Raw genomic sequence first — 24,181 nt, forward strand, 5'->3', positions numbered from 1 at the left:
GTTACCTCCCACCCATCTACACTCATCTTCTCTTTCTACCCCACACCATGCTGCTTTTTCTCCGATGGAAACAGGCTGACCGGAAGATGTCCAGCGGCCTTTCGTTCGCCGAACAAAATGTCTGCTACAAGCTCTATGGCTTGGTACGTATGGTCGTAAACGGCGAGATACGCATCCACCTCTGGCATTACCAAGAGATCATACGGGTTTCGCAGGGCGACAGCCACGACCTTTTTCCCCTGTTGAATGAGCCGATTCACCAGCAGCGATTGGCCTTTAAAGATATGGGCATTGTACGTAAAAACGACGATTTGCTCCGTGGCTGACATCACATGCGCCGCCATCTCCCCTTCATCCTCTGTCGGGTTGAGCGTCGACATCATATAGTATTCAACTTCACGGTATTTTCTCAATGGTTCGACCAGATCGCCAGAAGTTGCTTGCCCATCCTCTGCCAAAGTAAGGTTGGCAAGCCCCAGAAAAATGACACCGAGCGGTTGCGTGCTTCTCTGTAAAGGAAGTAGCTGATGTTGATTTTTCACCAAGGTTATGGCTTGGGCGAGTGCACTTTTCGCCATGTCTGCATGCTGGACACGGTCAAAGGAAGGGCCTTTTGCTCGCAAGCACTGTTCCCAGGAAAGAAATCTTTTCTTTAATTGAAGAACGCGATTTACAGCTTCGTTGACCCGCTCCTCCGACAGCTCCCCCGAATGAATGGCTGCAACGAGTCGATCGTACGTCTTTTCCTGAACTTCATGCGTGTGGGAAACCAGCACCAGATCGATCCCAGCCTGCACACTACGAACCGCCGCTTCTGCAACCCCGATGGTACCCGCAATAGCTGCCATCTCCATGCAATCCGTAATCGCGACCCCATCAAAGCCGAGTGACTCACGTAATATTCCCGTTACGATCTCCTTGGAATACGTAGCAGGAGAGCCTGACTCATCCATGCTGGGCAAACTGATATGTCCAACCATCACCATGGGGACTCCTGCCGCAATACTACGCTGGAATGGAACCAACTCGACCTGATCCAATCGCGTCCGATCATGCCCAAGCACAGGAACGGCTTCATGAGAATCGATGCTCGTATCACCATGACCAGGGAAGTGCTTGATAGCGGGAATGACACCACTCGCAAGCAAGCCTTGAATGGCGGCCTCCCCAAACCGCGCTACCTGCTCTGGCGCTTCTCCAAAAGACCGCACCCCAATGACAGGATTGTCCGGATTGTTGTTCACATCGACTGTCGGGGCGAAATTGACTGAAATCCCTGCTGCACGTAGCTCCTCACCTGTTGCCTCGTAGATGCGCTTGGCTTGATCGAGATTGCCTGTGGCCCCCAAAGCCATCGCTCCTGGGAAGCGCGTCGCCCCTTTTTGCAGACGGGAAACCACGCCATTTTCCTGATCAGTCCCGACCAACAGCGGATAGGGATGCCAAGACTCATACGCCCAGCTCTGGAGCTTCTGTACGCGTTGATAAGTCTCCTCCGGTGTCCCGATATTGCGGCTAAAAAGAATCACGCTGCCAATCTGTTTTTGTTTGATCCACACTTCCATTTCTTCGGGAATATCCAGCGTTGGGTAACCGATCATTAGCAGTTGCCCGACCCTCTGTTCCACCGTCATATGTTCGGCTTGCATGGAATTCTCCTCCCTACTGACCCACTCTTGTTAAGAGAATGTTTTACCGTACTTCGCATACTGCTTCCAGCTGCGATATCCGAGCCTCGCATAGAAATCGACCAGTGTCGTCCAATCGATGACAATGTTTGAGATACCGCGATTTCGTAAAGCCACAATGCCTGCCTCCACAATCGCCAGTCCCAGGCCCCGTCCTCTGTACTCCGCATCCACGCCCAACGGACCGATGCCGCCCAGCCCATCTGCAAACAAAGGTGCCCAGTATACGTTTTGGGCAATAAATGGGGAATTGGCATCATTGATCCGGCAAAAACCGACGATCTCACCGTGCAGCTCCACCACAACGAATTCGCGTCCGGTTCCTCCCCGCTGAAAATAGTGTATGGCTTCATACTCCCAGCGTCCGGGAAAGCATCGATGCAAGAAGGCCAAAAAGGCATCTTCGTCCTCCCTCGTCAACAGTCGATAGCGGCCATCTGGTACCTCTGGCAATTCCAGCTCTGCTGGTTCGGGATACTGGCCTAACAGATCGTTCTCCAACCGATCCTCCGAATGATACCCTTGTCGTTCAAACCATGCTTTTACGTCCGCAGATTCATCGGGTATGCCCGGGAAATAATGATACGGATCGCGCCCCAGCAAGACCTTTTCCACCCCTTGCTCTCGCAATGCATTCTCTGCTCTTGCCAGCAATTCACGCCCGACCCCTTGCCCGCGATGAGCTGTAGACACGAGCAAGACCTGTATCCAGCCAATGCCTTTCCCCAACTGAATGTCGAGCCTTTCCTGCCAGCATTTGGCTACAACAAAACCAACGGGACGCTGCGTCACAGCATCTACCGCAATCCACGACCCGGCTTTGACTACATTCTGATCCTCGAAGCTGTTTTGCCGCATGAGCTCCGTCCGCATGGGAAAGCGATCACCCAACTCCTGATTCCACAGCTCGCACAGAGCGTCCGCATATTGATCGTCCCAAGGTACGTATTGCATCGGATGCTTGCCTCCCTTACTACGTCCTATTTCAATCCAGAAGTTTTGGAGCCTTCCACAAAATATTTCTCGGCAAACAGAAACACGATCAAAATCGGGATCAAGCTGATCAAGGCCCCTGCTACCAGCAGTTGATCCTCTGTCTTGTACTGACCGCTCAAAGACAAAATCCCAATCGGCAGCGTAAAGTTCTCGTCCGAAATGAGATAAATGACTGGCGCCAAAATCTCATTCCACTTCCCCATAAACGTAAAGACCGCCAGTGTTGCCAAGGAAGGCTTGCACATCGGCAAAAACACCCGCCAGTAAATCTGGAACGGATTGCAGCCATCCAGCTTTGCCGCTTCCTCGTAATCCTTCGGGATATTTAAAAATGCTTGCCTCATTAAAAAAATGGCAAACGGCTGTCCGAGCCACTCCAAAATCCAAAGCGGAGCCAACGTGTCGAGCAGTCCCAAATTTTTAAAGATAATAAACTGCGGGACTATCGTGACGATCCCCGGGATCATCATTGTTCCCAGCACAATCATGAACAGCGTGTCGCGGAAAGGAAAACGCAGCCTGGCAAAAGCAAAGGCAATCATCGAGCTGGACAATAAAGCCCCGATAACAGAAAGAATCGCAACAATCAGACTGTTGATCGTATAGCTGCTAAAATTCGCCTGTTCCCACACGGTTGTATAATTGCTCCACTGTGTTGGATTGGGCAGCCATTCTGGCGGAAATTGCATGTACTGCTTGTAGGTTTTCAGCGAGTTAAACACAGTCGTCAAAAACGGTACCAGCATAATCAACGCACTCGCTATGACAAACAGGTATCCGACGATTTTATTGAGTGGAAAACGCTTTTGCATGGTTACCTCCTTGCCTCTTAATCATAATGAACCCATTTCTTTTGCAGCTTGAATTGGATGAGCGTAATGGCAAGCAGGATAAGGAACAGCACCCACGCGATAGCAGAGGCGTAGCCCATTTTGAAAAAGCTGAATGCTTGACGGAACATGAATAGCATTAGGACGAGACTGGCGTTATTCGCTCCACCTGTCGAGCCTGCCTCTGTAGAGCCACCCGTCATGACAAAAATCTGCTCGAAGTTTTGGAAGGAGTAAATCGTGTTCAAGATGATGACCAGAAAGGTCGTGCCGGAAATCATCGGGACTGTCACCCGCCAAAACTTTTGCCAAGCGTTCGCTCCATCAATCGAGGCTGCCTCGTACATGTCAGAAGAAATTCCTTGCAGCCCAGCCAGAAAAATAATCATCATGTAACCGACTGATTTCCAGATGGCGATGAGAACCAAGACCGGGATGACCCAGAATTCATCAATCAGCCAGTTTTGCGGGGCGATGCCCAGTTTGGTTAGAAAAGCATTGGCAAAACCGATCCGCTGGTTAAATACCGCATCCGCTACATACGCGATCACTGTCCATGAGGAGATCACCGGCAAAAAGTGAACCATCCTGAAAAATTTCAGGCCCTTCAGCTTTTGATTCAGGGCTACCGCTAACAGCAACGCCAAAAACGTTTTGGCCGGAACGTACAGGATCGTAAAATAGACCGTATTCCATAACGAGCGATAAAACAGCGGGTCTTCAAACAGCTTTGCGTAGTTGTCCAAGCCCGTCCATTTGGGCGGATTTAAAATATCGTAATCCGAAAAGCTAAAGTACAATGACGCGACCGATGTTCCCACGACGAATACGAGAAAGTGGATGAGATAAGGGGAGACCAGGAGCAATCCCCATCTCCCCTCGCTATCCAACCATTTTCTCTTGTTCACAGCAGGCTTCGCCTGTTGCTTGGTTTGCAGCTCTAGCATGGTTGGCACACATCCTCACTGATAGATGACTACTGCTTCTTGAAGAAATCATCCAGAACTTTTTGAATGCCTTGGTCTGTTTTCGTAATGAAGTCGTCCGTTCCGTATTTATCCATGAACAGCTCCGCCAGATTATCCGTGAACACCTTCACCCACTCGGTAAAGACAGCGTTGGTATCAATCGTGCCTGCGAACTCCAAGGTATCGAGGAACACTTTTTTGTTTTCCGGCTTCGTGACTGGGTTTAGGAACATTTCGGAATTCGCCACTGATTTTTTCACTGGAATCGCTTCGCCTACTTCTGTCCACTCTTTTTGCGCTTCATCAGATGTCGTCCAGTAGGTGATCCATTCTTTAGCGGCCTTGACCTTCTCTTCCTCTGCTTTTTTGTTGATGACCCATGAGTTGGCGATGACGGGTGCGAAGCGTTTGCCGTCCGGCCCTTTTGGCATAGGAGCGACATCGTAATTCAACCCTGCACCATTCATCGAGGTTGTTGCTGCGTAAATATCGATTTGCATCGCTACAGCCCCGCTCAAAAACGCTTTGAAGTTGCTTTGGAACGCCTTTAGATCAGCCGGATTCGGGAAGAGCTTGCGCTGCATGCCGTCGACCATCCACTCGACCGCTTTTTTGTTCTCCGGGCTGTTGATAATCGATTTTTTCAACGTCGGGTCCAATACCCCGCCACCATACGCTTTCAAGATGTTAAACGCCCCGCGTGAGCTACCGAAAAACGCGAAGCCGTACTGCTTCACTGATTTTTTGTCAAAAGCAGGATCGTCTGCATTTTTCCCGTTGGCATCGAGGGTCAGCTTGACGGAAGCCGCCTTTAAATCATCCCAGGTCCAGTCAGCCGTAGGGTATGGCACGCCCGCTTTGTCGAACAAATCCTTGTTGTAGAAAAGCGCTCCGACTTGGATGCCCTGCGGCACACCCCAATACTTCCCGTCAGAGTCTTTGTTGAACTCCAGACCGTTGAGCTCCTCTTTGCTGATTTCTTTCGTGACGTAGTCGGTGATGTCGAGAATCGCGCCACGTTGGGCGTAGCCAAATACTTTTGTCCCGTCGCTCTGCCAAAGATCAGGTGCATTCCCAGCCGCGATCTGAGTCGTCAGCTTTTGATAGAAGTCATCATAAGGTGCTGTCATTGTTTTGATTTTGATGTTCGGATGTGACTGTTCGAATTTTGCGATAATTTCTTCCATCTTTTTCTTCGTGGGCGGATCAGAGTTGTAGCCCATATACAACTCAACTTTGTCCCCCTGCTGTGTGGAGGACTGGCTGCTACATCCGGAAATAAGCAATGCCGCGGTTAAGCCAATCAAACCAAGTACTGAGAGAAACCTTCTCTTTTTCATGGAAAACCTCCCCAATTGCAATAAATGAAAACTTGCATAGCTAACGATATTTCCAAACGCCTCACGTACTTCTAGCTACATGTGGATACTTTGAAGGTAATGGACTCTTTACTGGCTGATAGGATAAAAGGATAAAGGCAGGAGTTTGTGTAGTCTAAGGAGGAAGTGGGAATCAGAATGGCGCAGAACAGCTCCTTCGTTTTGTTCAGAACGCTTGATATTGTGCAACGATTCGCGGATGCGCAGCAACCCGCCATTCAACACGATATCACCCCTTTAGTTCGCAGAATTATTAAGCGCTTACATTCTGGTGAGACGTGGTAATGGATTACATATTTTGTATTATAGACGCTTGAAATAAAATATCAAGATGAATTGTCAGATTTGAAATAAAATTTCAAAACTATTTTTCGACACGTCTGTTATAAATTTTTCACAATTTTTCCCGTTACTTATTCGAATCTCTTTCCGTATTAAATCATGTACACCCAACTGACAAATAATGGGGATGATCAAAATGACCAAGCGTAAGGTACTCGCATTCACCCTGATAGCGGCACTCCTTTTGCCAAACACACCTATTCTGACCAACGAAGCCGCAGCAGCCTCTTCCCACAAAGAGAAAGCAACTGTAACTGCGACCAAGTTAGAAGAGCTTTCCATAAACGATCTGAATCAAAAAGCAAAAGCGACTCTGAATCACGTCAAAGAAGCCATCCCTGACCTGAAAAACTATCACATCACCTCCATCGTAAAAGAGAAGGTTGCCGCCACTTCTGGTCCGATCGAACGTCTGGAAGTGATCTTGTCGAGCAAACCAGACGGTACTACCCCAGACTTCGGAGTTGTCCATGTAAACGCAAGTACAGGAGAGCTGATCAGTTTCGACATTCAAAACGGACTCCCCTCTTCGAAAGAAGTTTTAGGTGATGAGGAAGCGATCAAAAAAGGCAAGGAGCACCTCAAGCTTTTGTTTGGAAAGCAAGCAGAAAAATACAAGTTCTCACAGATCAACTCCTCTACTGTCCAGGAAAACAAGACACAGGTTCTTGTCATTTACACTTCCCCGGATCATACCATCAACGTGACCATGGATCGTGCCGGAAAATTAAAGGCTGTCAAAAAAGACATTTATCCCAAAGCAGCGGGCAAAAACAAAAAACAAAAAACTTTTGCCCAATGAAAAAGAGACGGTTCTGCCGTCTCTTTTTTGATGCTACCGAACCAACCTTACAACCCTGTAATATTTCGTAAGGTAAATCAATTTCCCATTTCCCTCTTATCGATTAAAATTCTCCTGTTACATGTAAAGGGGGATCTCCAAAATGAATGGTATGGAAATCAACATTCACTATTTTCGCTTGATTAATGACTTGGGGAAAGAGTATCCGGCTCTCAATCCCGTGTCTTTTTACGTAGCGGAATATACGGTGTTTATTCTGGCGTTAAGCGCTTTGGTGTATTGGTTTACGAGAAAACATGAGAATCGCATCATGGTCGTTTGTGCGACATTTACGTTTGTCATCGCTGAGCTATTCGGGAAAGTAGCCGGAAGCCTTCATGCGAATAATCAGCCATTCGCAGAGCTTGCGAATGTCAATCAATTGGTACAAAAAGCGGTCGACAATTCATTTCCGAGCGACCATACGATCTTGTTTTTTTCCTTTTGCATGACCTACTGGCTTTTTAGAAAGACGACGGGGCCACTCTGGATGCTGCTTGCTGTTTGTGTCGGGCTTTCTCGCATTTTGGTAGGCGTTCATTATCCGGCAGATGTCATTGTGGGTGCCTTGATCAGCATTGGGTCTGCCTTGGCGGTCTATATAATCGTGCCGAGATTGAGTTTTGTCCATACTCTACTAGCTTTCTATGAAAAAGCAGAGCAAGCGATCTTGCCTGCCAAATCGAAGACGAGAGACTTTTAATTCACCGCTACGTCCCTGTTATCGTTCCACCATTGACATGCAATACCTGGCCCGTGACATATCCCGAATCATCCGAGGCCAGGTAGACATAGGTCGGAGCCAGCTCAAACGGCTGTCCTGCGCGACGCATCGGCGTGTCGACACCCAAAGTTGTGATGTATTCTGCCGAATAGCTGGATACTTGCAGCGGTGTCCAGATTGGTCCAGGAGCAACTGCATTCACCCTGATGCCTTGCTTGACCAATTGAAGGGACAAGGAGCGGGTAAAGGAGACGATGGCCCCTTTGGTTGCTGAATAATCAACTAATTGCGGATGACCGGCATAGGCAGTAACCGAAGCCGTACTAATGATGGAACTGCCTGGTTGCAAATGCGGCAACGCCTCTTGTGTGATGTAAAATAAGGGGAAAAGGTTGGTGCGAAACGTGTCTTCCAGTTGCTCGCGACTTATCTGGAGAATGCTTTCTTGTGGAAACTGTACGCCTTGATTCAAAACAAGCACATCCACTTTGCCGAAACAAGCAACCGTTTGGCGTACTACCTCCCGACACCAAGCCTCGTCGCGCAAGTCTCCCGGCAGCAGCAAACATTGCCCTCCGTAATACTCAACGACTTGCTTAGTCTCCTCGGCGTCGATGTGCTCATCCAAATAAGGAATCGCTACAGCTGCCCCCTCCTTCGCAAAAGCAACCGCTACGGCACGGCCGATCCCGCTATCTCCACCCGTTATAATCGCTACCTTTCCCCGAAGCTTGCCGCTTCCGATATAGTCAGGATTATCGAAAATCGGTCGCGGGACCATCAAGTATTCCATCCCCGGTTGTCGATCCTGATGCTGAGGCGGAAACGTAAGGGGAGTCTCTTCGCAAGTAGTTTTGTAACTGTAGTATGGGTATCTCGGATACATGGAAAAATACCTCCTGTACGGTTTCAGTCGATATCGCCATGATATTCGCCTACCCTCCTTGATGTGCGCCGTGTACGCCATCAAGGGCACAACATGGAAGGAAAATGGCATGTATGTATGACATGACCTTTTCCCGAGAAGGAAGCTACCATTTATGAGAGAATCATTTTGATGAACTGAAGAATAAGAGGAACCCCTTGTACAGGAATGTCACTCAGAATCACAACTCCCGGCTGGACCACATACAAATTGGAAGGTTGTAGCATTCCATTGATGAATAGATTCATAACCGAAACTTCATTCGGATCCAGAATCCCGGAAGTACTGAATGGCATGACAGCATCACTGTTGGTATACACATTTTTGACTCCATCTGATATTGCTGTATACTGATAGGTTTCTGTTCGTATGATACCAGGCGTACATGGACATAGGGGACAGGGAGGACATGTGGGGGAGGGCTTTACTGGAAAAATCCCGGGACAACCTAATGGCTGGACGATTTGCAGACACTGTCTCCTCACGGTGTATGACTGTGTGACATAGCGCCTCATGAAATCACTCGTCCTTTCTCGAAGTGCTTCGACCCTTCACTCCGATTTACACATATAGTGAACCCCAGGCACATTCCATCCACCTGGGGCCACCATCCTATTCATCTTAGTTAACGACAAACTCTACAACTATGGGTGTACCACCGTTTTCGGCATCTCCACCTGGAATCGTGATCGCTGTTGTTGTGATTGTGGAAGTATTACCTGCCTGAAGCACACCGTTGACGTAGAGATTGTAAAAAGCAAACGTACCAGGAAATGCTGTGGCAGCAGCGCCCGCGTCAGTGGTAAATGCAGTTGCCGCAATGGCAAACGCAGCACCAGTACCGGTTCCAGCACCCATGGTGGACGTAAATCTCAATGAGGTTAGATAAGGTTTAACAATCGGCACTTTGAACACCTCCTCCTCTAATTAATCCCTACTAGTAAATGATTGATTTTATCTGATTGAAACCGACAAATGACAGTATCAACACGCACATTTCCCCTCAATAGGATATAATCGGAAAACGAAATCACCCTCCCACTTTTACCAGTAGGAGGGCTACATGATTTCTAAGCTTGAAACAGTACTCGCAACTGCTCTTTCTCTGCGTCACTCAATACGTATTCTGCCATCGGGAAGAGGACACTCTCTTCTTTAAAGAAATGTTCCATGAGGATTTCTATTGACTTCAGCAAATGAGTGTGGACCGCTTCTATTTCAACTGGTTCAGACTTTTCCTTTTCTACGATTCGCATGAACGACATCAGGCTTTCATGAATAAGATCATGCTCTTCCTCCATGACAGCAATCGGTCCCATCTCCCGTTCGATATAGTTAGCCATCAGGGGATACAGGTCTTCCTCCTCGCGTCTGGAGTGTTTCTCCAGTTCCGCCCGAAACGAGGACGCCAGCTCATGGAGCTCTGTTAAGCCTTTTTTTCGTTTCGTAGGTTCGGCAGTAGCTTTCAGGTTATTTGCCAGATGTACGAGCTCATTCATCTGCTCAGCTAATGCTAGGTGCTCGTCTTTCAGTTTTTCCAGGGCTGGACACAGCTTCCTTCTCCCTTCAAACTCCTGCATCATCCCCATACATCCTATAGGCGGTGGTCCCATTACAATCCCTCCATCTACTAGTGGGAGTTAGTTACCAAAAGAAATGCGATACGCTAGCTGTCCCCGATTGTCCTTAGCAACCATGCGAATACAGTCATCCTCTTGCGAAAAAACAACCGGTCCATTCTGGATGGGAATCGCAACAAACTGGCAAGGATTAAAATAGAGTCGCAGATGCTCCTCATCCTCCGTGATCTCCCATTTTGCCAGCTGCCTTTCTAAGAGAGCCGGACTGTGTGGTTCAGCATTATCCGCCAAATCTTGAATGAGTATCCCCATTTTTTTATCCACCAAGGCAGGCAGCTCCTGGTGAAGCTCGGCAATCGTTTGCTTACTAGGATTCATGGCAACTGATCACACTCCCTTTCCCAGATTATTTCCCTTGTTCTCTTCGATCTCGCTGGTCTTTTCTCAATACCATCCATGCTAGTGGGAACAACACTACCGTTGCACCGCTGAGCAAGAGCACCTCCATATATCGCTGTGCAAAATACATGTTGACTGTGTACTGCGTGCAAACAATGCTGGCGAACAAGATCAATGCTAATAGGATGACACCTCTATAGCTGCTCTTCATATTTCTTCACCCCTACAGCGTATACGGCTCCATCTTTCTCTTGAAGCACAATTTCCGGAAGTGGTCTTCTTGGGGGACCAGCGAGCGGATTACCTGTGGCGATATCAAATTTCCCGTGATGGCAAGGACATAGTAGCTCTTTCTCATCCCGGTCCCAAAATACCGGACAACGCAGGTGGGTACATGCATTTTGATACGCCTTGTATTCCTTTTCCTTCACATAAACGAACAACGCGCTGTCATGCTCTCCTGGATAAGCAAACTCAATCGCATCTCCAGGCTTTATATCGCTGAGATTCGCGATTTTTTGTGTGGGATACGACTTGCTGGATGAACTCATCAGCTCCTTGGCAGCCAATGCTCCCCATGGCAGAGTAGATGCCGCGAAAAGACCGGCCGCTCCTACCATTGTTTTCATAAAACTCCGTCGATCCAGACTACGCTCATTGGAACGATTGATGTTATTCGTGTAATTGTCATCCTTCAACGGAATGGGGCGGGTTTTCTCGTTCTCCATAAGGTATATCTCCCCTCTAGAATAGCTTCTGTTTGCCCTGCAGAATGCCAGGCAGACTAATTTTCACATTGGTTTCGCCTTCCAGCACATCCGGGTCGTGGCTGGCAGTCCATTTGCCATTGGCCAAAGGAATCTGTGCCCGTTTTTCTTCCAGCTCTGCTTCCTCAATCCACTGCAAGGTGTTTGTCGGGCAAACCGAAGCGCACATCGGCGGGATTCCCTCTTTCGTACGGTCGTAGCATAGATCGCACTTGTACATGAGATTCTGTTCTTCATCAAATTTGGGAATCCCATAGGGGCAGGCAATCGTACAATTTTGACAACCGATGCATTTCTCTACCAATGCTGACAATACGGCCCCATTATCTGCAATTTGAATCGCCTGAGCAGGACAGCTGCGGGCGCAAGCAGGATTGACACAATGAAAGCACATGAGTGGAATCGTTTGTCTGCTGATAAACGGGTCGACATCCAGTACGTAGTTTCGGTTTCGGCTGTCGTGACCTCCACACTGTGTACACGCCGCCAAGCAGCTGCGACAACCAATGCAATTATCCATTTCGATGTATAAGACTTGTTTACCCATGGCGAACTCCTCCATGTTTGTGCTTGATGATTTTCGCGGCGCACGCTTTAAACTCTGGCATTTTGCTATATGGGTCCAATGCCGGGTTGGTCAGCAGATTGATAGACTGCGCTTTTCCCCAATGGTACGGAACAAACACCGTATCCTCTCGAATCGCCTCGATCACTTTCACGCGGTACTGCGCCTCGCCTCTTCTCGTTTTCAGAGTGACCAGCTCATCGTGTTCAATACCGTAACGTGTCGCTGTTTTTGGGTGAACCTCAAGCAGCGGATCAGGATACATGTCCTTCAAAAACGGGATTCGTCTTGTCTGGTTCCCGGACAAATAGTGGAACACAACTCGTCCCGTCGTTAACCGCAAAGGATATTCTTCATCCGGCTCCTCCGCGGGCGGACGGTAAGGCAGCGCACATATTTTGGCTTTGCCATCCGGGTGATAAAATTTTTTATCCAGGAATAAATGGGGCTGTCCCTCGTCGCCTTCCTCGCGGCACGGCCAGAAAACACCATTGTTTTGATCAATTTTCTCGTAGGTGACGCCGTAGTAGTCAGCTACTCCGCCTTTGGAGACCTGACGTATTTCATTGAAAATATCCTGAGGAGACTTCAAGTGAGTAAAGAATTTTCCGCGCCCCATTCTTTTGGCGATTTCGATCTGAATCCACCAGTCAGGCTTCGATTCGGCAAACCATTCCTGTGCCTGACGGTGACGAATGATGCGCCCTTCGAGATTGGTTGTCGTTCCATCGTCCTCTGCCCAAGTCGTAACGGGAAGAACGACATCGGCGTATTCAGCTGATTCGGACAAGTAAAAGTCGCAGCAAACCATAAAATCCAGACTTTTCAGGGACTCCCGAACATGGTTTAGATTTGGCGCACTTACAACCGGATTGGAGCAGAGTAAGTATAAGCTGCGAATCGTTTTATCCTTCATGAGCTGGAACATCTCATAGGCAGAGACACCTTTCTGCGGCATCTCTTCCGCGGGAATGCCCCAGGCACACGCTATTTCACGCACATGTTCAGGATTGTCCAGCTTGCGGTAGCCGGGCAATTGATCGGCTTTTTGTCCGTGTTCCCGCCCCCCTTGACCGTTTCCTTGACCAGTAAGGGTTGCAACCCCTGATTTTGGGCGGCCAATCTTGCCTGTGACGAGCGACATGTTCGTGTAGGCCGATACGTTGTCTGTCCCTTTCGCTTGCTGTTCCACTCCACGGCAAAACATCACAATCGCATCGGGTGCCCTCCCGAAAATGTCGGCAGCCCGCACAATCTTCTCCACCGAAACTCCTGTTATTTCGCTGACATACTCCGGTGTGAAGGTAGCAACGACTTCTTTTGTTTCTTCAAAACCATTCGTATGATTCCGAATAAAGTCTTCATCTATATGCCCATTCTCGATCAGGAGATGAACGATTCCGTTTGCCAGCGCCAAATCTGTACCGGGCCGCAGATCCAGGTGGATATCAGCGCGACGTGCCAAAGGTGTTTCCCTTGGATCGGCTACGATCAGATAGCCGCCTCGATTTTGCACTTCCCAAATACGGAACATGCTGGTTGGGTGACACTCGGCCGCGTTTGATCCGGCCAAAAACAAGCAGTCTGTTTGGTGAATGTCCGTCCAGGGAATGGTAGAACCGCGGTCAATCCCCAAGCTTCGATTCAATCCTGCCGCGGCGGAGGACATGCAGAAGCGGCCATTGTAGTCGATATAGCGAGTTTGCAAGGCAACCCGAGCAAACTTACCCGTTAGGTAGCATTTTTCGTTCGTCATGGATACGCCAGAGTAAACAGACAAGGTATCTTTTCCATAGTTGTGCTGCAACTCCTTGAACTTGGAAACGATCAAGTCAAGCGCTTCTTCCCATGACGCTTCCCGAAAACCTTCCGCCGTGCCTTTTAATGAAGCATCTGTTCGAATCAACGGCCGCTGTATCCGATCCGGATGGTTCACCTGCTGATAAGCCGTCACCCCTTTTGGGCACATCTTCCCCAGATTGACAGGGAAATCGTATCGTGGCTCCACTCCAATAATTTTGTTCGTCGTTGTATCTACACGCAGGTTCATCCCGCATTGCATACCGCAGTAGCTGCAGTGCGTGCTGACCAATTTCTCATTCGGATGTATCTTGTTTTCAATTACTTTAAAAAATTTATCCTTTGGCATGTTGATTTGCCTCCCTGGCATTGATCTCGTGCGTAGGAACTCCTGTAAAGCGGAACATCCGGTATTTTCTGCGGCACGGCAAGCAAAGTTCAGCCAAGTGGAATCCTTCTTCCATTTGAAAAGCCATTTCGTTTTTACCCAGCACGTTGATTACATCTGCCGACTGTTCCGCAGAAACAAACTCATTGCTGCACACTTTGCACTTTTTCATTTCCTGCTCGCCATAGTGCTCACGGTAATTGCGTGCAAACACACTCATGGGACGGAATGGTATGTGAGCCAGTTTTCCGAATGGCAGATATATCAATGTTACAATCACTGCAAATTGATGAGTGACTGATATGACCGGGTGCCCAAAGCCCCCTAAGAACATGTTGCTTGCAGTTAACATCAAGCCTGTCACGCTAATAAACAGCAGCAGGTATAAAGGCAAAAAGTCGTAGACAAAGGATTGTTCAGCCCGTGCCTGCATGTTCTTTAATCTGCGATACAAGGCCATGACTGCTCCACCGATGACCATAAAAGCAGTAATGTTCAACGCGTTGTAAAAGAGAAACGCAACCCAGCCATCCGCTTGTACGGTCAGAACATCCACACCCATGAACACGACCTGGTAGTAGCCATTGTCCGTCATCGTGAAGTACATCCAGCCAAACACTAACGGAAAGGTGACAAACGCGGCCAGGATGCATCCCCATCCCAGCAAAATGTGCTGTGTCCAGCGGTACCATCCCCGATTCCAAATAAAGCGATAGATGGCCAGATGATCCACTGCTGTATTCGCCGTGCTTTTACGAAAGAGAAGGCGTAGCCCCTTTTTCAAAATGACATTCGTTGGCGGGCGATCTGCCCACGCAGAAAATCGATAAAGGAAACCTCCGATAAAGACAAGGGTCCCCACCATATAGCCGTAAAGCGCCAAATCAATATGCGTGAAAAAACGTGTTCCCACGTAACTTAGGACGAACAAGCAAGCAATGATGATAAAAGCACGCTTCGCCACTTTGGAAGCAAATAGATAGTTCATACAACACCCTCCCTGCTGCTGCTCATTTTTTCCTTTCGCTCGAGACCATTGTAGCAATGGCTCGAAACCCAGGTTGTGATTTATCTCACACCCCTGCCACAATCAGGACGATTTCCTCTTCCCAAACTATCAATTTATGATGATATAATGAGTTACCTATGTATCCTTGTTGTAAGGGGGACCCACATGACCGGAAATGGTACAACGTTTGTCGAGCAGATTTCTTCCGATTTTGTGAATAGCCTTGAAACGTTTTCTGTTCGGAAAAATTTCGTTCCCGGAGCCGTTCTGTTTTTGGATGGTGAAAGAGCCGATCAGCTATTCTTAATTTCGTCGGGCCAAATCAAGCTCACAAAAAACACAAACGATGGAAAAGAATTAACACTGCAAGTATTTGGTGCAGGAGAGCTAGTTGGCGTTTCCGGGCTATTCGAACAGGAATTGACGTACACCTCCACAGGAACCATGTTAATGGAGGGTGAGGTATGGATCATCCCGCGACAAGGGTTGGAAAAAATGCTCATCAAAAACGGCCAATTTTGCGTAGACTTCCTGCGTTGGATGGGATTGATGAACAGGCGGATGCAGTCCAAATTTCGCGATTTGCTACTCAATGGCAAAATCGGCGCCTTGTATTCCACGCTAATCCGCATGAGTAACACGTACGGCAAGCCACACCCCGACGGAATCCTCATCGACCTTTCCCTTACCAATCGCGATTTGGCACAATTCATTGGACTGACACGAGAAAGTGTCAACCGGATGCTTTCCGATCTAAAAAAACAGGATTCCATCGATCTGCTTCCCCACGGGCATATCTTGATTAAGGACCTTGCCTATTTAAAAGAAGCGATTTATTGTGATGATTGCCCACCTGATATTTGTCAAATGTGAGCAAAGTCTACATATTTTCCTGCACAAAAAAAGTCCTGGACTTGTCCGTCCAAGACTTTTTTTATCAGTGATTCAAGCTTCTTTATCCATGTCTTTGCTCCGCGAGCTCGCTGAACATGCCAGCATAGTACTCGACGTCACCTGCATCGTCCAGAATCGCGCTAATCGTTAACCATTGGAGATACTGATCCCCATTCTTCCGGCGATTCCAGATCTCTCCTTGCCAATAGCCATTCTTCTTGATCGAGTCCCACATCTTTTGATAGAAATCGGCATTCTGCCTGCCTGATTTTAAAATATTGGGGGACTTGCCAATCACTTCATTCATCTCATAACCAGTCACTTTCGTAAAAGCGTGGTTCGCACTTTTAATGACGCCTCGTGTATCGGTAATCAGTATCGCCTCACCCGTCTTTTCCATAATGGTGGCGGCGAGCTGCAGCTTCTCTTGGTAAAACATCCACATCACCAAGACCAAGCTTACCAGTGCAAACTGCGATAACGCCATGAAACCGATCGCGTAATGCCCGGTTAGATTAAACAGCAGCGTTAGGATCAACGGCGGGAAAAATCCTCCTAATCCCCCCATAGCAGATACGATCCCATTTACAATCCCCGCTTGTCGCGAGAAATACATCGGCACTAATTTGAACACAGCACCGTTACCGATTCCGGCACATGCCGCTACCAACAAGCACCCTACTGTATACATCAAAATCGATGGCGAAAACGATAAGACAAGACCAGACAAGGCGAGCCCGGCAAACACAATCATCAATGCCTTGAAGGGGTTCCACTTATCTCCAAGCCAGCCCCCCAATGGTCTCGCAAGTGTCGCCAAAAGAATGAACCCTGCCGTTCTCATACCTGCATCTACTTTATCCAGTTGGAAATGGCTCACTAAAAAATTCGGGAGATACACGGTGAAAGCGACGAAGCAACCAAACGTAATAAAGTAGAACAAACTGATTAACCACAGCTTTTCGTTTTTGTAGACACTCTTTATCTGCTGACCAAGAGGAGTCACTACCTTAGGTTCATTTTTATCCCCCATCAAGAAGGTAAGCACTGCGAATCCCACAAGCAATAGCATAAACATCTGTACAGTGGTTGCCCATCCAAACGATTTAGCCAGAACTGGCGCTGAAAACGTCGTGATCGCAGTACCAATATTCCCCATACCGTAGATTCCGTTTACAGAACCATGCTTCTCTTTCGGATAGTATTTAGGTAGAGACGTGACACCAACGGAAAACACCGCTCCGCCTATCCCTATAAATAAACCGCCGATTAACAAATCGGTATAAGTGGTCGCCTGGCTAATATAGAAAACAGGAGCCAGCAGCAAGAGAAAGCTGATGCTAAATAATAGCCTCGCGCCAAATCGGTTACTCCAATATCCAACTGGGATTCTCAGCAGCGATCCAAGAAGAACAGGAATCGCTGTCACCCACGCCACTTCGCTTGCACTCATGGGTACGGTTTCTTTGATAAAAGGCATGAGCGATGACAGAATGACCCATACCATGAAACCGACCGTAAGACTCAACGTCTGTAACGGCAACTGCCATTTTCGTACCATAAACAACACCCCTCACTTGGGAAATCTTCTTCATCCACTATGATAAGAGGCAAAGTTTGGTTTCGTTGTGATTTTAATCACAGCTCCTTCCCGGCAATCCGCTTATAATCAAAGCGAAATCTTGAATCGAAGGAGTGGATTATACATGTTTTGTTATCAATGTGAACAGACTCCAACAGGTGGTTGTAAGGTCATCGGCGTTTGCGGAAAGAATGAAGATCTTGCGAGTATTCAGGATACCATTATTTTTGCTTTAAAAGGAATTGCAGCTTATGCGACACATGCTCGACAACTGGGATATATCGATCCTGAAGTGGACGGCATTACACAAGAAGCTCTTTATTTTACATTGACGAATGTGAATTTTAACTTGGACGAACATTTGCAAATGGCCATGAAAGTAGGGAAGGCCGCAATAAAGGTCATGGAGCTTTTGGATCGGGCTCATACGGATCATTTCGGAGTGCCGCAGCCAATTACCGTCTCGCAAAACAAAATAGAAGGAAAATGCATCGTTGTTACGGGGCACAATCTGTTTGCTCTCGAAGAGCTGTTAAAACAGACAGAAGGCAAAGGGATTAATGTATATACGCATTCCGAAATGCTGCCTGCACATGGCTATCCCGCACTGAAGAAATATCCTCATTTGAAAGGGAACATCGGGAAAGCATGGTACGATCAACGCCAGTTGTTTGAGAAATTTCCCGGCGCTATCCTGGCTACAACAAACTGTGTGATGCCTATTCGAGGCAGCTACGCCGATCGTTTCTTTTCGTATGATATAACCGGTTTGGAAAATGTGACGAAAATCGAAGAAAACGATTTTGCGCCGCTCATTGAAAAAGCATTGTCTCTTCCTGAGGTTTCCATCGAATCGGAACTGACATTGACGACTGGCTATCATCATAAAACGGTCTTGGGCATCGCCCCTGAAATTATTCAGGCAGTCAAGGAAGGAAAGATTAAACGCTTCTTCGTCATCGCTGGTTGTGACGCTCCTGGTAAGGGAGGCGAGTATTACCGTGAATTGGCTACGTCCTTACCGCCAGAAGCAGTCATTCTTACGACCTCCTGCGGAAAATTCCGTTTTAACGATGTAGATTTCGGCACCGTGCCAGGTACCGACATCCCAAGATATATCGATTTGGGACAGTGCAATAACTCGGTTTCTACCATTACGATTGCGGCTGCATTAGCCGATGCCTTCGAATGTGAAGTGAACGAGCTGACGGTAAGTATCGTTCTTTCCTGGTTTGAACAAAAAGCGGTTGCCATCCTGCTCGGTCTGTTTAGCCTGGGGATACAAGATATACGGATTGGCCCAAAATTGCCTGAGTTCATTCAGCCCGGTGTTCTGCAAGCATTACAAGACTTGTTCCATATTCAGTTGATTGGTGATGCTCAAGAAGATATGAAGCAAATGCTCGGAATCACTCAATAGGCTGTCACCTGTAACCGCACATCACAAAAGGAGGCACCTTCTTCTAACAGGAAGGTGCCTCCTTCTACCTATTATGGAATATTAAAAAGGCCCTATCCATCGGCAGATAAGGCCCTCCTCTTTCCTTACAGCGGCAAATGCGTAACGGCCGTCCATGTTCCCACTTCTCCTGCCCGTACAGATGGGGGCTTCATTCGAACCGTTCCCCGTAATACATAATGTCGCAACCCATTTGTTGGCTCTTCTTTGTAAGCCAAGGTGCCAATAAAATTGGCATAAGGTGATTCAATCGTGATTTGCCTGGACCTCTCATCCCAACTTCCTTGTATGGGAGTCGGAGTACCACGGAAATTAACGGTACCGCTGACCCTGCCATTCGAGACATTGGATATCACCAATGTGCCCAACGTGGTTGGTCTTCCACCGAAGCTCGCTTGAATTTCCCATGTAGAGGGGTACGGCAAGCTGACCCGAGTCATCTGTCCAATTGCCACGGTCGACCTCTCCTTTCGATTGACTTGAGCGTGTAGTCAAAATAGTACGTTACAGTATACGTAACCATCATGAATCTTCCCGTAGGCGGACGCACAACTTTATTTTTGACGCAAAAAGAGACGGTTTCCCGCCTCTTCTTCCAATCCATTCCCAATAGACTATTTCCATTCCGTTTCCGTCTTGTGTTCAATTACGTGTACGACTTTTGGTTCAACATCTTTCATCGTTTGTTTCAGTAAATCATCGCTGATCGTTACTTTATTTTTTCCATCTTGAAGCTGTCCTTCAGCCTGTGTTCTTGCAATCACATCAATCACTTGTTGTTTCGAGATATTTCTCGCTGCTGCAATCTCCACAACAGATTTCCCTTTTGCTAGTTCTTCTTTTAACTCTGTCGGGGTCATTTTTAGTAAAGAGAACAGTTTTTCATCGTTTAAGAAGTTATCAGCATAATAATCGGGCTTACCGTCTCTAGAGAAATAACCTTCTACTTCAGCGTTAGATGGTTCAAAATCTACCGGAGCAAGACTAATGCTATTCCCCTGAACAAATACTTGGTAACCCTCTCCTCCTGATCCCTTCTTGGTGTAATTCAAGATAAATGTTTTTGGATCTGGATTGCCCATTTGCTCCATGGCAACCTCGTAATCTTTGATGTTACCATACAATTTATCAATGAGCTGATCTACCTTCCCCTTGATTTCCTGATCGGATAACGAAATGAGTGGTTTCTCCTTCGGCTCCCAATTCTCTTGCGTCAGATCTTGAATCTCATCCGTAATACCGTTTGTATGGAGGGTAATCTTTTTGCCAGTTCCCCCTTTTTCCTGCAAGACGATGCTTAATTGGACCTTTTTGGTTGAATCATTGGGGTCTCCAAGGTAGCTTGCATTGATAATCTCAAATGATTTTGTTTCAGGAATGGCACGATACAGCTTCTCAAGTGTTGCTTTGCCAGCCTCATCCAGCTTGACTTGTTCAGAAGTCATTGGTGCTCGAGTAAGCATGTCTATTACAACAGGGGCTGCAAATGCTGCGGTTGGAATCAATATCGCAGCAGCAACAATTCCACCAATTAATCGTTTTTTCATCGTTATTTCGCTCCTTTTTCGTTGCAAATAGTGAGAATAGGATTGTTCGATTCGTTTGGAAATGGCCGGCGGGCACTCCATCGTTTGTGCCTCTTCGTGCAGATGTTCACGGATTTTGCGTTCAATAGTCATTGATTTTTTCCATCCTTTCCACTGGGAGATTCCCTATGTTTTTTCGAAGCGCCTGAAGGCCGGCATGATATCTGGACTTGACTGTACCCAGCGGAATATCGAGCAAAGTCGCAATTTCCTCAAGCGTATAGTCGTGATAAAAGCGAAAGATAATCACTGTCCGCTGTTTGTCGGTCAGTTCTCGTATGGACTGAGATATCATTTGGTTTGTACCATCCATCAACGCTGTATGTTCATCCAAATAAGACTCTTCGTGTGAGAAGGCACGAATGCGTTCAAAAATGCGGAATCTCCTCCAGCTCTTGACCCGAAATCTCTGCACTTGACGGATTACCAGGCCATGCAGCCAAAACTGGAAAGGACGGTTCGTATCGTAATTAGCAAGTGAGGTCCACATTTGCATATAGATTTCATTCATGATATCTTCCCGATCCTGCTTATGATCAACCAGAAAGGAGACGGTCCGGTATACGTCCTGAAAGGTGGCATCATATATCGTATGAAACGCTTGTTGATCACCCTCTTTCATTTTTATAAGTAATTGATACATTTCTTCGTTTTGCATTCAGAGGGCCCTCCTGAGTGAGCAGCTTACACCCTATATTGTCTCTCGATCGAAAAAAGGTTCGGTTTTCTTCGTATTTTTTTTTCAAAATGTAACGAGCCCTTTGGCGAAGCACGAAAAAGAGGCGGTAGTTTCCGCCTCTTTTCTTTCCATTAATCATTTAATCCCTTTCCCTCGAGAATTTGCTGCATACATTTTTCCACCCTTGACTCTCGTGTTTTGGCTTGTTTGGGTGCTGAAAAATGGAGCAGGTAGGCTCTTTGCCGTCCCGGAGTCAATGCTTCAAAAGCAGTTTTCAAGGCAGGGATTTCATCCAATTTATTTTGAAATTCTTCAGGAATGGCATATTCTTCATGCTTTTTAAAGTCCACTTCCAAACCGGCTTTTTCAACTTCAATGGCTTCCTGAATGTAGGCCTTCAAAATAGATTCCATTTCCATGATTTCTTCCACACTGGTGAACCGGATTTGGCGCGCAGCCTGTACATTCTCCGTTTGTTGAATGAGAATCCCGTTTGGATCTTTTAACAAAGCACCTTTTTGAAACAGTAGCGCACAATATTCTTTAAATCCATGTATTAAAACGATGTTTTTTTTCTCAAGCGTGTAACAGGGATGCATCCACTTGAAGTCTTCGGTCAGCTCACAGTCCAGAACAATCCTTCTCAACTTCTCGTATTCTGCCTTCCACTTTTTCGCCTTGCCTAAAAATTCATCAACCTTAGGATTCGTTTTACTTGTTGTCATTAAGGAACACCTCTCATCTCGTTGGTGTCATGTCAACTTTTAGTTTTGACATTATGGTATTTGTATTATTCGATCATCAGCTATTCAGGTTCCTTCTTTTAATGTCCTTCATCATTTGACTAATTTTCAGGTGGTAGAGGGAAAACTAACGAGAAATGTCAGATAAGGGGACTACATATGATCTCAGAATTCAAGCGATTTTTACTCGGTAGACCTATGAAATCAAGTGAGCTTGCCGAAGAAAAGTTAAATAAGGTAAAGGCTTTGGCGGTACTTTCATCTGATGCTCTGTCTTCTGTCGCTTACGGAACAGAACAGATTCTTCTCGTGTTAATTTCTTTGGGAGCAGTAGCGATGTGGTACTCTCTCCCCATCTCCATTGCGGTTGTCTGTCTTTTAACCATCCTCATTTTGTCTTATCGCCAGACCATCTTTGCTTATACAACAGGCGGTGGAGCATACATTGTCGCCAAGGACAATTTAGGAACGACTACGGGACTGGTTGCAGGTGGCTCTTTGCTCGTGGACTACATTTTAACGGTCGCTGTTAGTACGTCTGCTTCTACAGACGCTATTACTTCGGCATTTCCAGTCCTACATGAACATCGCGTTCTGATTGCACTGTTCATGATTGCCATCGTGACGGTATTAAATTTACGGGGAATCACAGAATCGGCAACGATTTTAATGTATCCTGTTTATTTGTTTGTTGTCGCGATGCTCGTCCTAATTATTGGCGGGGGATATCAATGGCTGGTGGGGAATGTTCAAACTCATCCCCCAGCATATGGGGCAGTTGTTCCAGGTATAACCTTATTTCTTCTATTGAGAGCATTTAGTTCAGGGTGTTCCGCATTAACAGGGGTAGAAGCCGTATCCAATGCTATTCCCAACTTCAGGGACCCCGCACCCAAAAATGCAGCATTAACTCTTATCATGATGGGACTTATCCTCGGAGTTATGTTCATGGGCATTAGCCTGTTGGCCTATTTGTATGGTATTTCACCGAATCCTAAGGAAACGGTGGTATCTCAAATCGCTTCTACTGTTTTTGGACGAGGAATCATGTATTACTCGATACAAGCTGTTACAGCGCTTATTTTATTCCTGGCGGCTAATACTGCTTTTGCAGCCTTTCCTTTACTCGCCTTTATGTTTGCCAAGGACAGATTTATGCCAAACATGTTCATGGTTCGAGGAGATCGTCTTGGGTTTTCAAACGGGATTATTTTCTTGGCTGTTCTTTCTGCCCTATTAGTGATTGCGTTTAAAGGTGAAACGGAAAACTTAATCCCTTTGTATGCGCTTGGTGTTTTTATACCGTTTACCTTGTCACAAGCAGGAATGATGAAACGCTGGATTTCCAAAAAGCCCCGAGGGTGGTTCACACCTTTCATTATTAATACGTTAGGAATGCTAACGACCCTTACCATTTGCCTGATCTTTTTCATTACAAAAATCACACAGGTGTGGCCGATTTTTGTGTTCCTTCCTATCGTCATTTTCATCTTTAGGAAAATAAATCAGCATTATAGAGATTTAGCAAATGAGTTACGACTCGATATAGAAACAGAAAAGCCCGAACCCAAAGGGAGTGTCATCGTTATTCCTGTGGCAGGGATTTCGCAGGTGGTGAAAAACACTATTAGTTATGCGCAATCCTTGTCAGACGACATTGTCGCGGTCTACGTCGGGTTCAGTGATGAAGACATGAAAAAAATGGAGGAAAAATGGGAGCTCTGGAATCCGGGAATACGTTTGATTGTCCTGCGTTCCCATTACCGCAGCATAATAAGACCTTTGTTTAAATTTATTGATACGGTTGAGTGGAAAAAGGCAGAAACAGACCATGTTACTGTCATGATTCCACAGTTTATTACCAAGCGCTGGTGGCATAACTTACTTCATAACCAAACGAGTTTATTGATCCGCGCGTATTTATTCGCCCGCCAAGATGTAAAAATTGCCACGGTTCCATACCGGTTAAAGAAATGAAGCAGGATCCATTAAAGCATAAACAACGAAGAAAACCCGTCCCTTTGTAAGGTGACGGGT

Annotated in this window: 26 protein-coding genes; 6 read left to right on the forward strand and 20 right to left on the reverse strand. The window is 46.8% G+C overall.

The window, feature by feature from the left end:
• Window positions 1-35: 35 nt before the first annotated feature.
• The 5 genes from HP570_RS17750 to HP570_RS17770 are packed head-to-tail and all read right to left on the reverse strand — an operon-like array spanning window position 36 to window position 5,822.
• Window positions 36-1,649, reverse strand: a complete 1,614-nt coding sequence (locus tag HP570_RS17750) for a glycoside hydrolase family 3 protein (protein WP_173626600.1) — start codon at window positions 1,647-1,649, stop codon at window positions 36-38.
• 30 nt (window positions 1,650-1,679) lie between these two features.
• Entirely contained in the window at window positions 1,680-2,642 is a 963-nt protein-coding gene (locus HP570_RS17755; protein WP_173626601.1) for a GNAT family N-acetyltransferase, read from the reverse strand.
• A 26-nt stretch (window positions 2,643-2,668) separates the two neighbouring features.
• Window positions 2,669-3,496, reverse strand: a complete 828-nt coding sequence (locus HP570_RS17760) for a carbohydrate ABC transporter permease (RefSeq protein WP_015892945.1) — start codon at window positions 3,494-3,496, stop codon at window positions 2,669-2,671.
• A gap of 17 nt (window positions 3,497-3,513) precedes the next feature.
• Complete coding sequence (locus tag HP570_RS17765) at window positions 3,514-4,461, reverse strand: carbohydrate ABC transporter permease (RefSeq protein ID WP_015892946.1); 948 nt, start codon at window positions 4,459-4,461, stop codon at window positions 3,514-3,516.
• Window positions 4,462-4,490: 29 nt separating this feature from the next.
• Window positions 4,491-5,822, reverse strand: a complete 1,332-nt coding sequence (locus HP570_RS17770) for an ABC transporter substrate-binding protein (RefSeq protein WP_173626602.1) — start codon at window positions 5,820-5,822, stop codon at window positions 4,491-4,493.
• Between the two features lie 177 nt (window positions 5,823-5,999).
• Here HP570_RS17770 and HP570_RS17775 point away from each other — a divergent pair, with 177 nt between their 5' ends.
• The 3 genes from HP570_RS17775 (at window position 6,000) to HP570_RS17785 (ending at window position 7,747) form a co-directional block, all read left to right on the forward strand.
• Window positions 6,000-6,146: a hypothetical protein gene (locus tag HP570_RS17775; RefSeq protein ID WP_173626603.1), complete on the forward strand. Its 147-nt coding sequence runs from the start codon at window positions 6,000-6,002 to the stop codon at window positions 6,144-6,146.
• Between the two features lie 193 nt (window positions 6,147-6,339).
• A complete protein-coding gene (locus HP570_RS17780) occupies window positions 6,340-7,005 on the forward strand; it encodes a hypothetical protein (RefSeq protein ID WP_173626604.1) in 666 nt (221 codons plus the stop codon).
• Between the two features lie 142 nt (window positions 7,006-7,147).
• On the forward strand, window positions 7,148-7,747 hold the full coding sequence (locus tag HP570_RS17785; RefSeq protein ID WP_173626605.1) for an undecaprenyl-diphosphatase: 600 nt from the start codon (window positions 7,148-7,150) through the stop codon (window positions 7,745-7,747).
• Window positions 7,748-7,754: 7 nt separating this feature from the next.
• Here the strand turns inward: HP570_RS17785 and HP570_RS17790 are convergent, their stop codons facing one another.
• The 10 genes from HP570_RS17790 to HP570_RS17835 all read right to left on the reverse strand — a co-directional run bounded on the left by HP570_RS17790 (window position 7,755) and on the right by HP570_RS17835 (window position 15,180).
• Entirely contained in the window at window positions 7,755-8,654 is a 900-nt protein-coding gene (locus tag HP570_RS17790; protein WP_015892950.1) for an SDR family oxidoreductase, read from the reverse strand.
• A 152-nt stretch (window positions 8,655-8,806) separates the two neighbouring features.
• Window positions 8,807-9,208, reverse strand: a complete 402-nt coding sequence (locus tag HP570_RS29820; protein ID WP_173626606.1) for a DUF4183 domain-containing protein — start codon at window positions 9,206-9,208, stop codon at window positions 8,807-8,809.
• A 106-nt stretch (window positions 9,209-9,314) separates the two neighbouring features.
• Window positions 9,315-9,599: a DUF4183 domain-containing protein gene (locus tag HP570_RS17800; protein WP_015892952.1), complete on the reverse strand. Its 285-nt coding sequence runs from the start codon at window positions 9,597-9,599 to the stop codon at window positions 9,315-9,317.
• A gap of 164 nt (window positions 9,600-9,763) precedes the next feature.
• The gene (locus HP570_RS17805; RefSeq protein WP_041749606.1) at window positions 9,764-10,276 is read right to left on the reverse strand and encodes a hemerythrin domain-containing protein; all 513 of its coding nucleotides are present in this window, start codon (window positions 10,274-10,276) and stop codon (window positions 9,764-9,766) included.
• Between the two features lie 57 nt (window positions 10,277-10,333).
• Window positions 10,334-10,651, reverse strand: coding sequence for a hypothetical protein (locus tag HP570_RS17810; RefSeq protein ID WP_173626607.1), 318 nt, complete (start codon window positions 10,649-10,651; stop codon window positions 10,334-10,336).
• A gap of 28 nt (window positions 10,652-10,679) precedes the next feature.
• On the reverse strand, window positions 10,680-10,883 hold the full coding sequence (locus HP570_RS17815; RefSeq protein WP_048034491.1) for a hypothetical protein: 204 nt from the start codon (window positions 10,881-10,883) through the stop codon (window positions 10,680-10,682).
• Window positions 10,867-11,400, reverse strand: a complete 534-nt coding sequence (locus HP570_RS17820; RefSeq protein WP_173626608.1) for a Rieske (2Fe-2S) protein — start codon at window positions 11,398-11,400, stop codon at window positions 10,867-10,869. Before HP570_RS17820 ends, HP570_RS17815 begins: the two co-directional genes overlap by 17 nt.
• Before the next feature lie 16 nt (window positions 11,401-11,416).
• Entirely contained in the window at window positions 11,417-11,986 is a 570-nt protein-coding gene (locus HP570_RS17825; protein WP_015892957.1) for a 4Fe-4S dicluster domain-containing protein, read from the reverse strand.
• Entirely contained in the window at window positions 11,979-14,153 is a 2,175-nt protein-coding gene (locus tag HP570_RS17830; RefSeq protein ID WP_173626609.1) for a molybdopterin oxidoreductase family protein, read from the reverse strand. Before HP570_RS17830 ends, HP570_RS17825 begins: the two co-directional genes overlap by 8 nt.
• Complete coding sequence (locus tag HP570_RS17835; RefSeq protein WP_173626610.1) at window positions 14,140-15,180, reverse strand: hypothetical protein; 1,041 nt, start codon at window positions 15,178-15,180, stop codon at window positions 14,140-14,142. Before HP570_RS17835 ends, HP570_RS17830 begins: the two co-directional genes overlap by 14 nt.
• 186 nt (window positions 15,181-15,366) lie before the next feature.
• On the opposite strand from HP570_RS17835, the gene HP570_RS17840 reads away from it, so the two are divergent.
• A complete protein-coding gene (locus HP570_RS17840; protein ID WP_173626611.1) occupies window positions 15,367-16,074 on the forward strand; it encodes a Crp/Fnr family transcriptional regulator in 708 nt (235 codons plus the stop codon).
• An 82-nt stretch (window positions 16,075-16,156) separates the two neighbouring features.
• On the opposite strand, the gene HP570_RS17845 is transcribed toward HP570_RS17840, so the two are convergent.
• Window positions 16,157-17,656, reverse strand: a complete 1,500-nt coding sequence (locus HP570_RS17845; RefSeq protein ID WP_173626612.1) for a nitrate/nitrite transporter — start codon at window positions 17,654-17,656, stop codon at window positions 16,157-16,159.
• Between the two features lie 145 nt (window positions 17,657-17,801).
• On the opposite strand from HP570_RS17845, the gene hcp reads away from it, so the two are divergent.
• A complete protein-coding gene (hcp, locus tag HP570_RS17850) occupies window positions 17,802-19,097 on the forward strand; it encodes a hydroxylamine reductase (RefSeq protein ID WP_173626613.1) in 1,296 nt (431 codons plus the stop codon).
• 125 nt (window positions 19,098-19,222) lie between these two features.
• Here the strand turns inward: hcp and HP570_RS17855 are convergent, their stop codons facing one another.
• The 4 genes from HP570_RS17855 to HP570_RS17870 all read right to left on the reverse strand — a co-directional run bounded on the left by HP570_RS17855 (window position 19,223) and on the right by HP570_RS17870 (window position 22,126).
• The gene (locus HP570_RS17855) at window positions 19,223-19,591 is read right to left on the reverse strand and encodes a hypothetical protein (RefSeq protein ID WP_173626614.1); all 369 of its coding nucleotides are present in this window, start codon (window positions 19,589-19,591) and stop codon (window positions 19,223-19,225) included.
• A 159-nt stretch (window positions 19,592-19,750) separates the two neighbouring features.
• A complete protein-coding gene (locus HP570_RS17860; protein WP_173626615.1) occupies window positions 19,751-20,815 on the reverse strand; it encodes a hypothetical protein in 1,065 nt (354 codons plus the stop codon).
• Window positions 20,805-21,380 (reverse strand): sigma-70 family RNA polymerase sigma factor, encoded by a 576-nt coding sequence (locus tag HP570_RS17865; RefSeq protein ID WP_173626616.1) that lies wholly within the window; start codon window positions 21,378-21,380, stop codon window positions 20,805-20,807. Before HP570_RS17865 ends, HP570_RS17860 begins: the two co-directional genes overlap by 11 nt.
• Before the next feature lie 152 nt (window positions 21,381-21,532).
• Entirely contained in the window at window positions 21,533-22,126 is a 594-nt protein-coding gene (locus HP570_RS17870) for a YdeI/OmpD-associated family protein (protein ID WP_173626617.1), read from the reverse strand.
• A 177-nt stretch (window positions 22,127-22,303) separates the two neighbouring features.
• Between HP570_RS17870 and HP570_RS17875 the strand changes: the two genes are divergently transcribed.
• Complete coding sequence (locus HP570_RS17875; protein WP_173626618.1) at window positions 22,304-24,121, forward strand: APC family permease; 1,818 nt, start codon at window positions 22,304-22,306, stop codon at window positions 24,119-24,121.
• Window positions 24,122-24,181 lie beyond the last annotated feature (60 nt).

This window comes from Brevibacillus sp. RS1.1, from assembly GCF_013284365.1.
Classification (GTDB): Bacteria; Bacillota; Bacilli; order Brevibacillales; family Brevibacillaceae; genus Brevibacillus; species Brevibacillus brevis_D.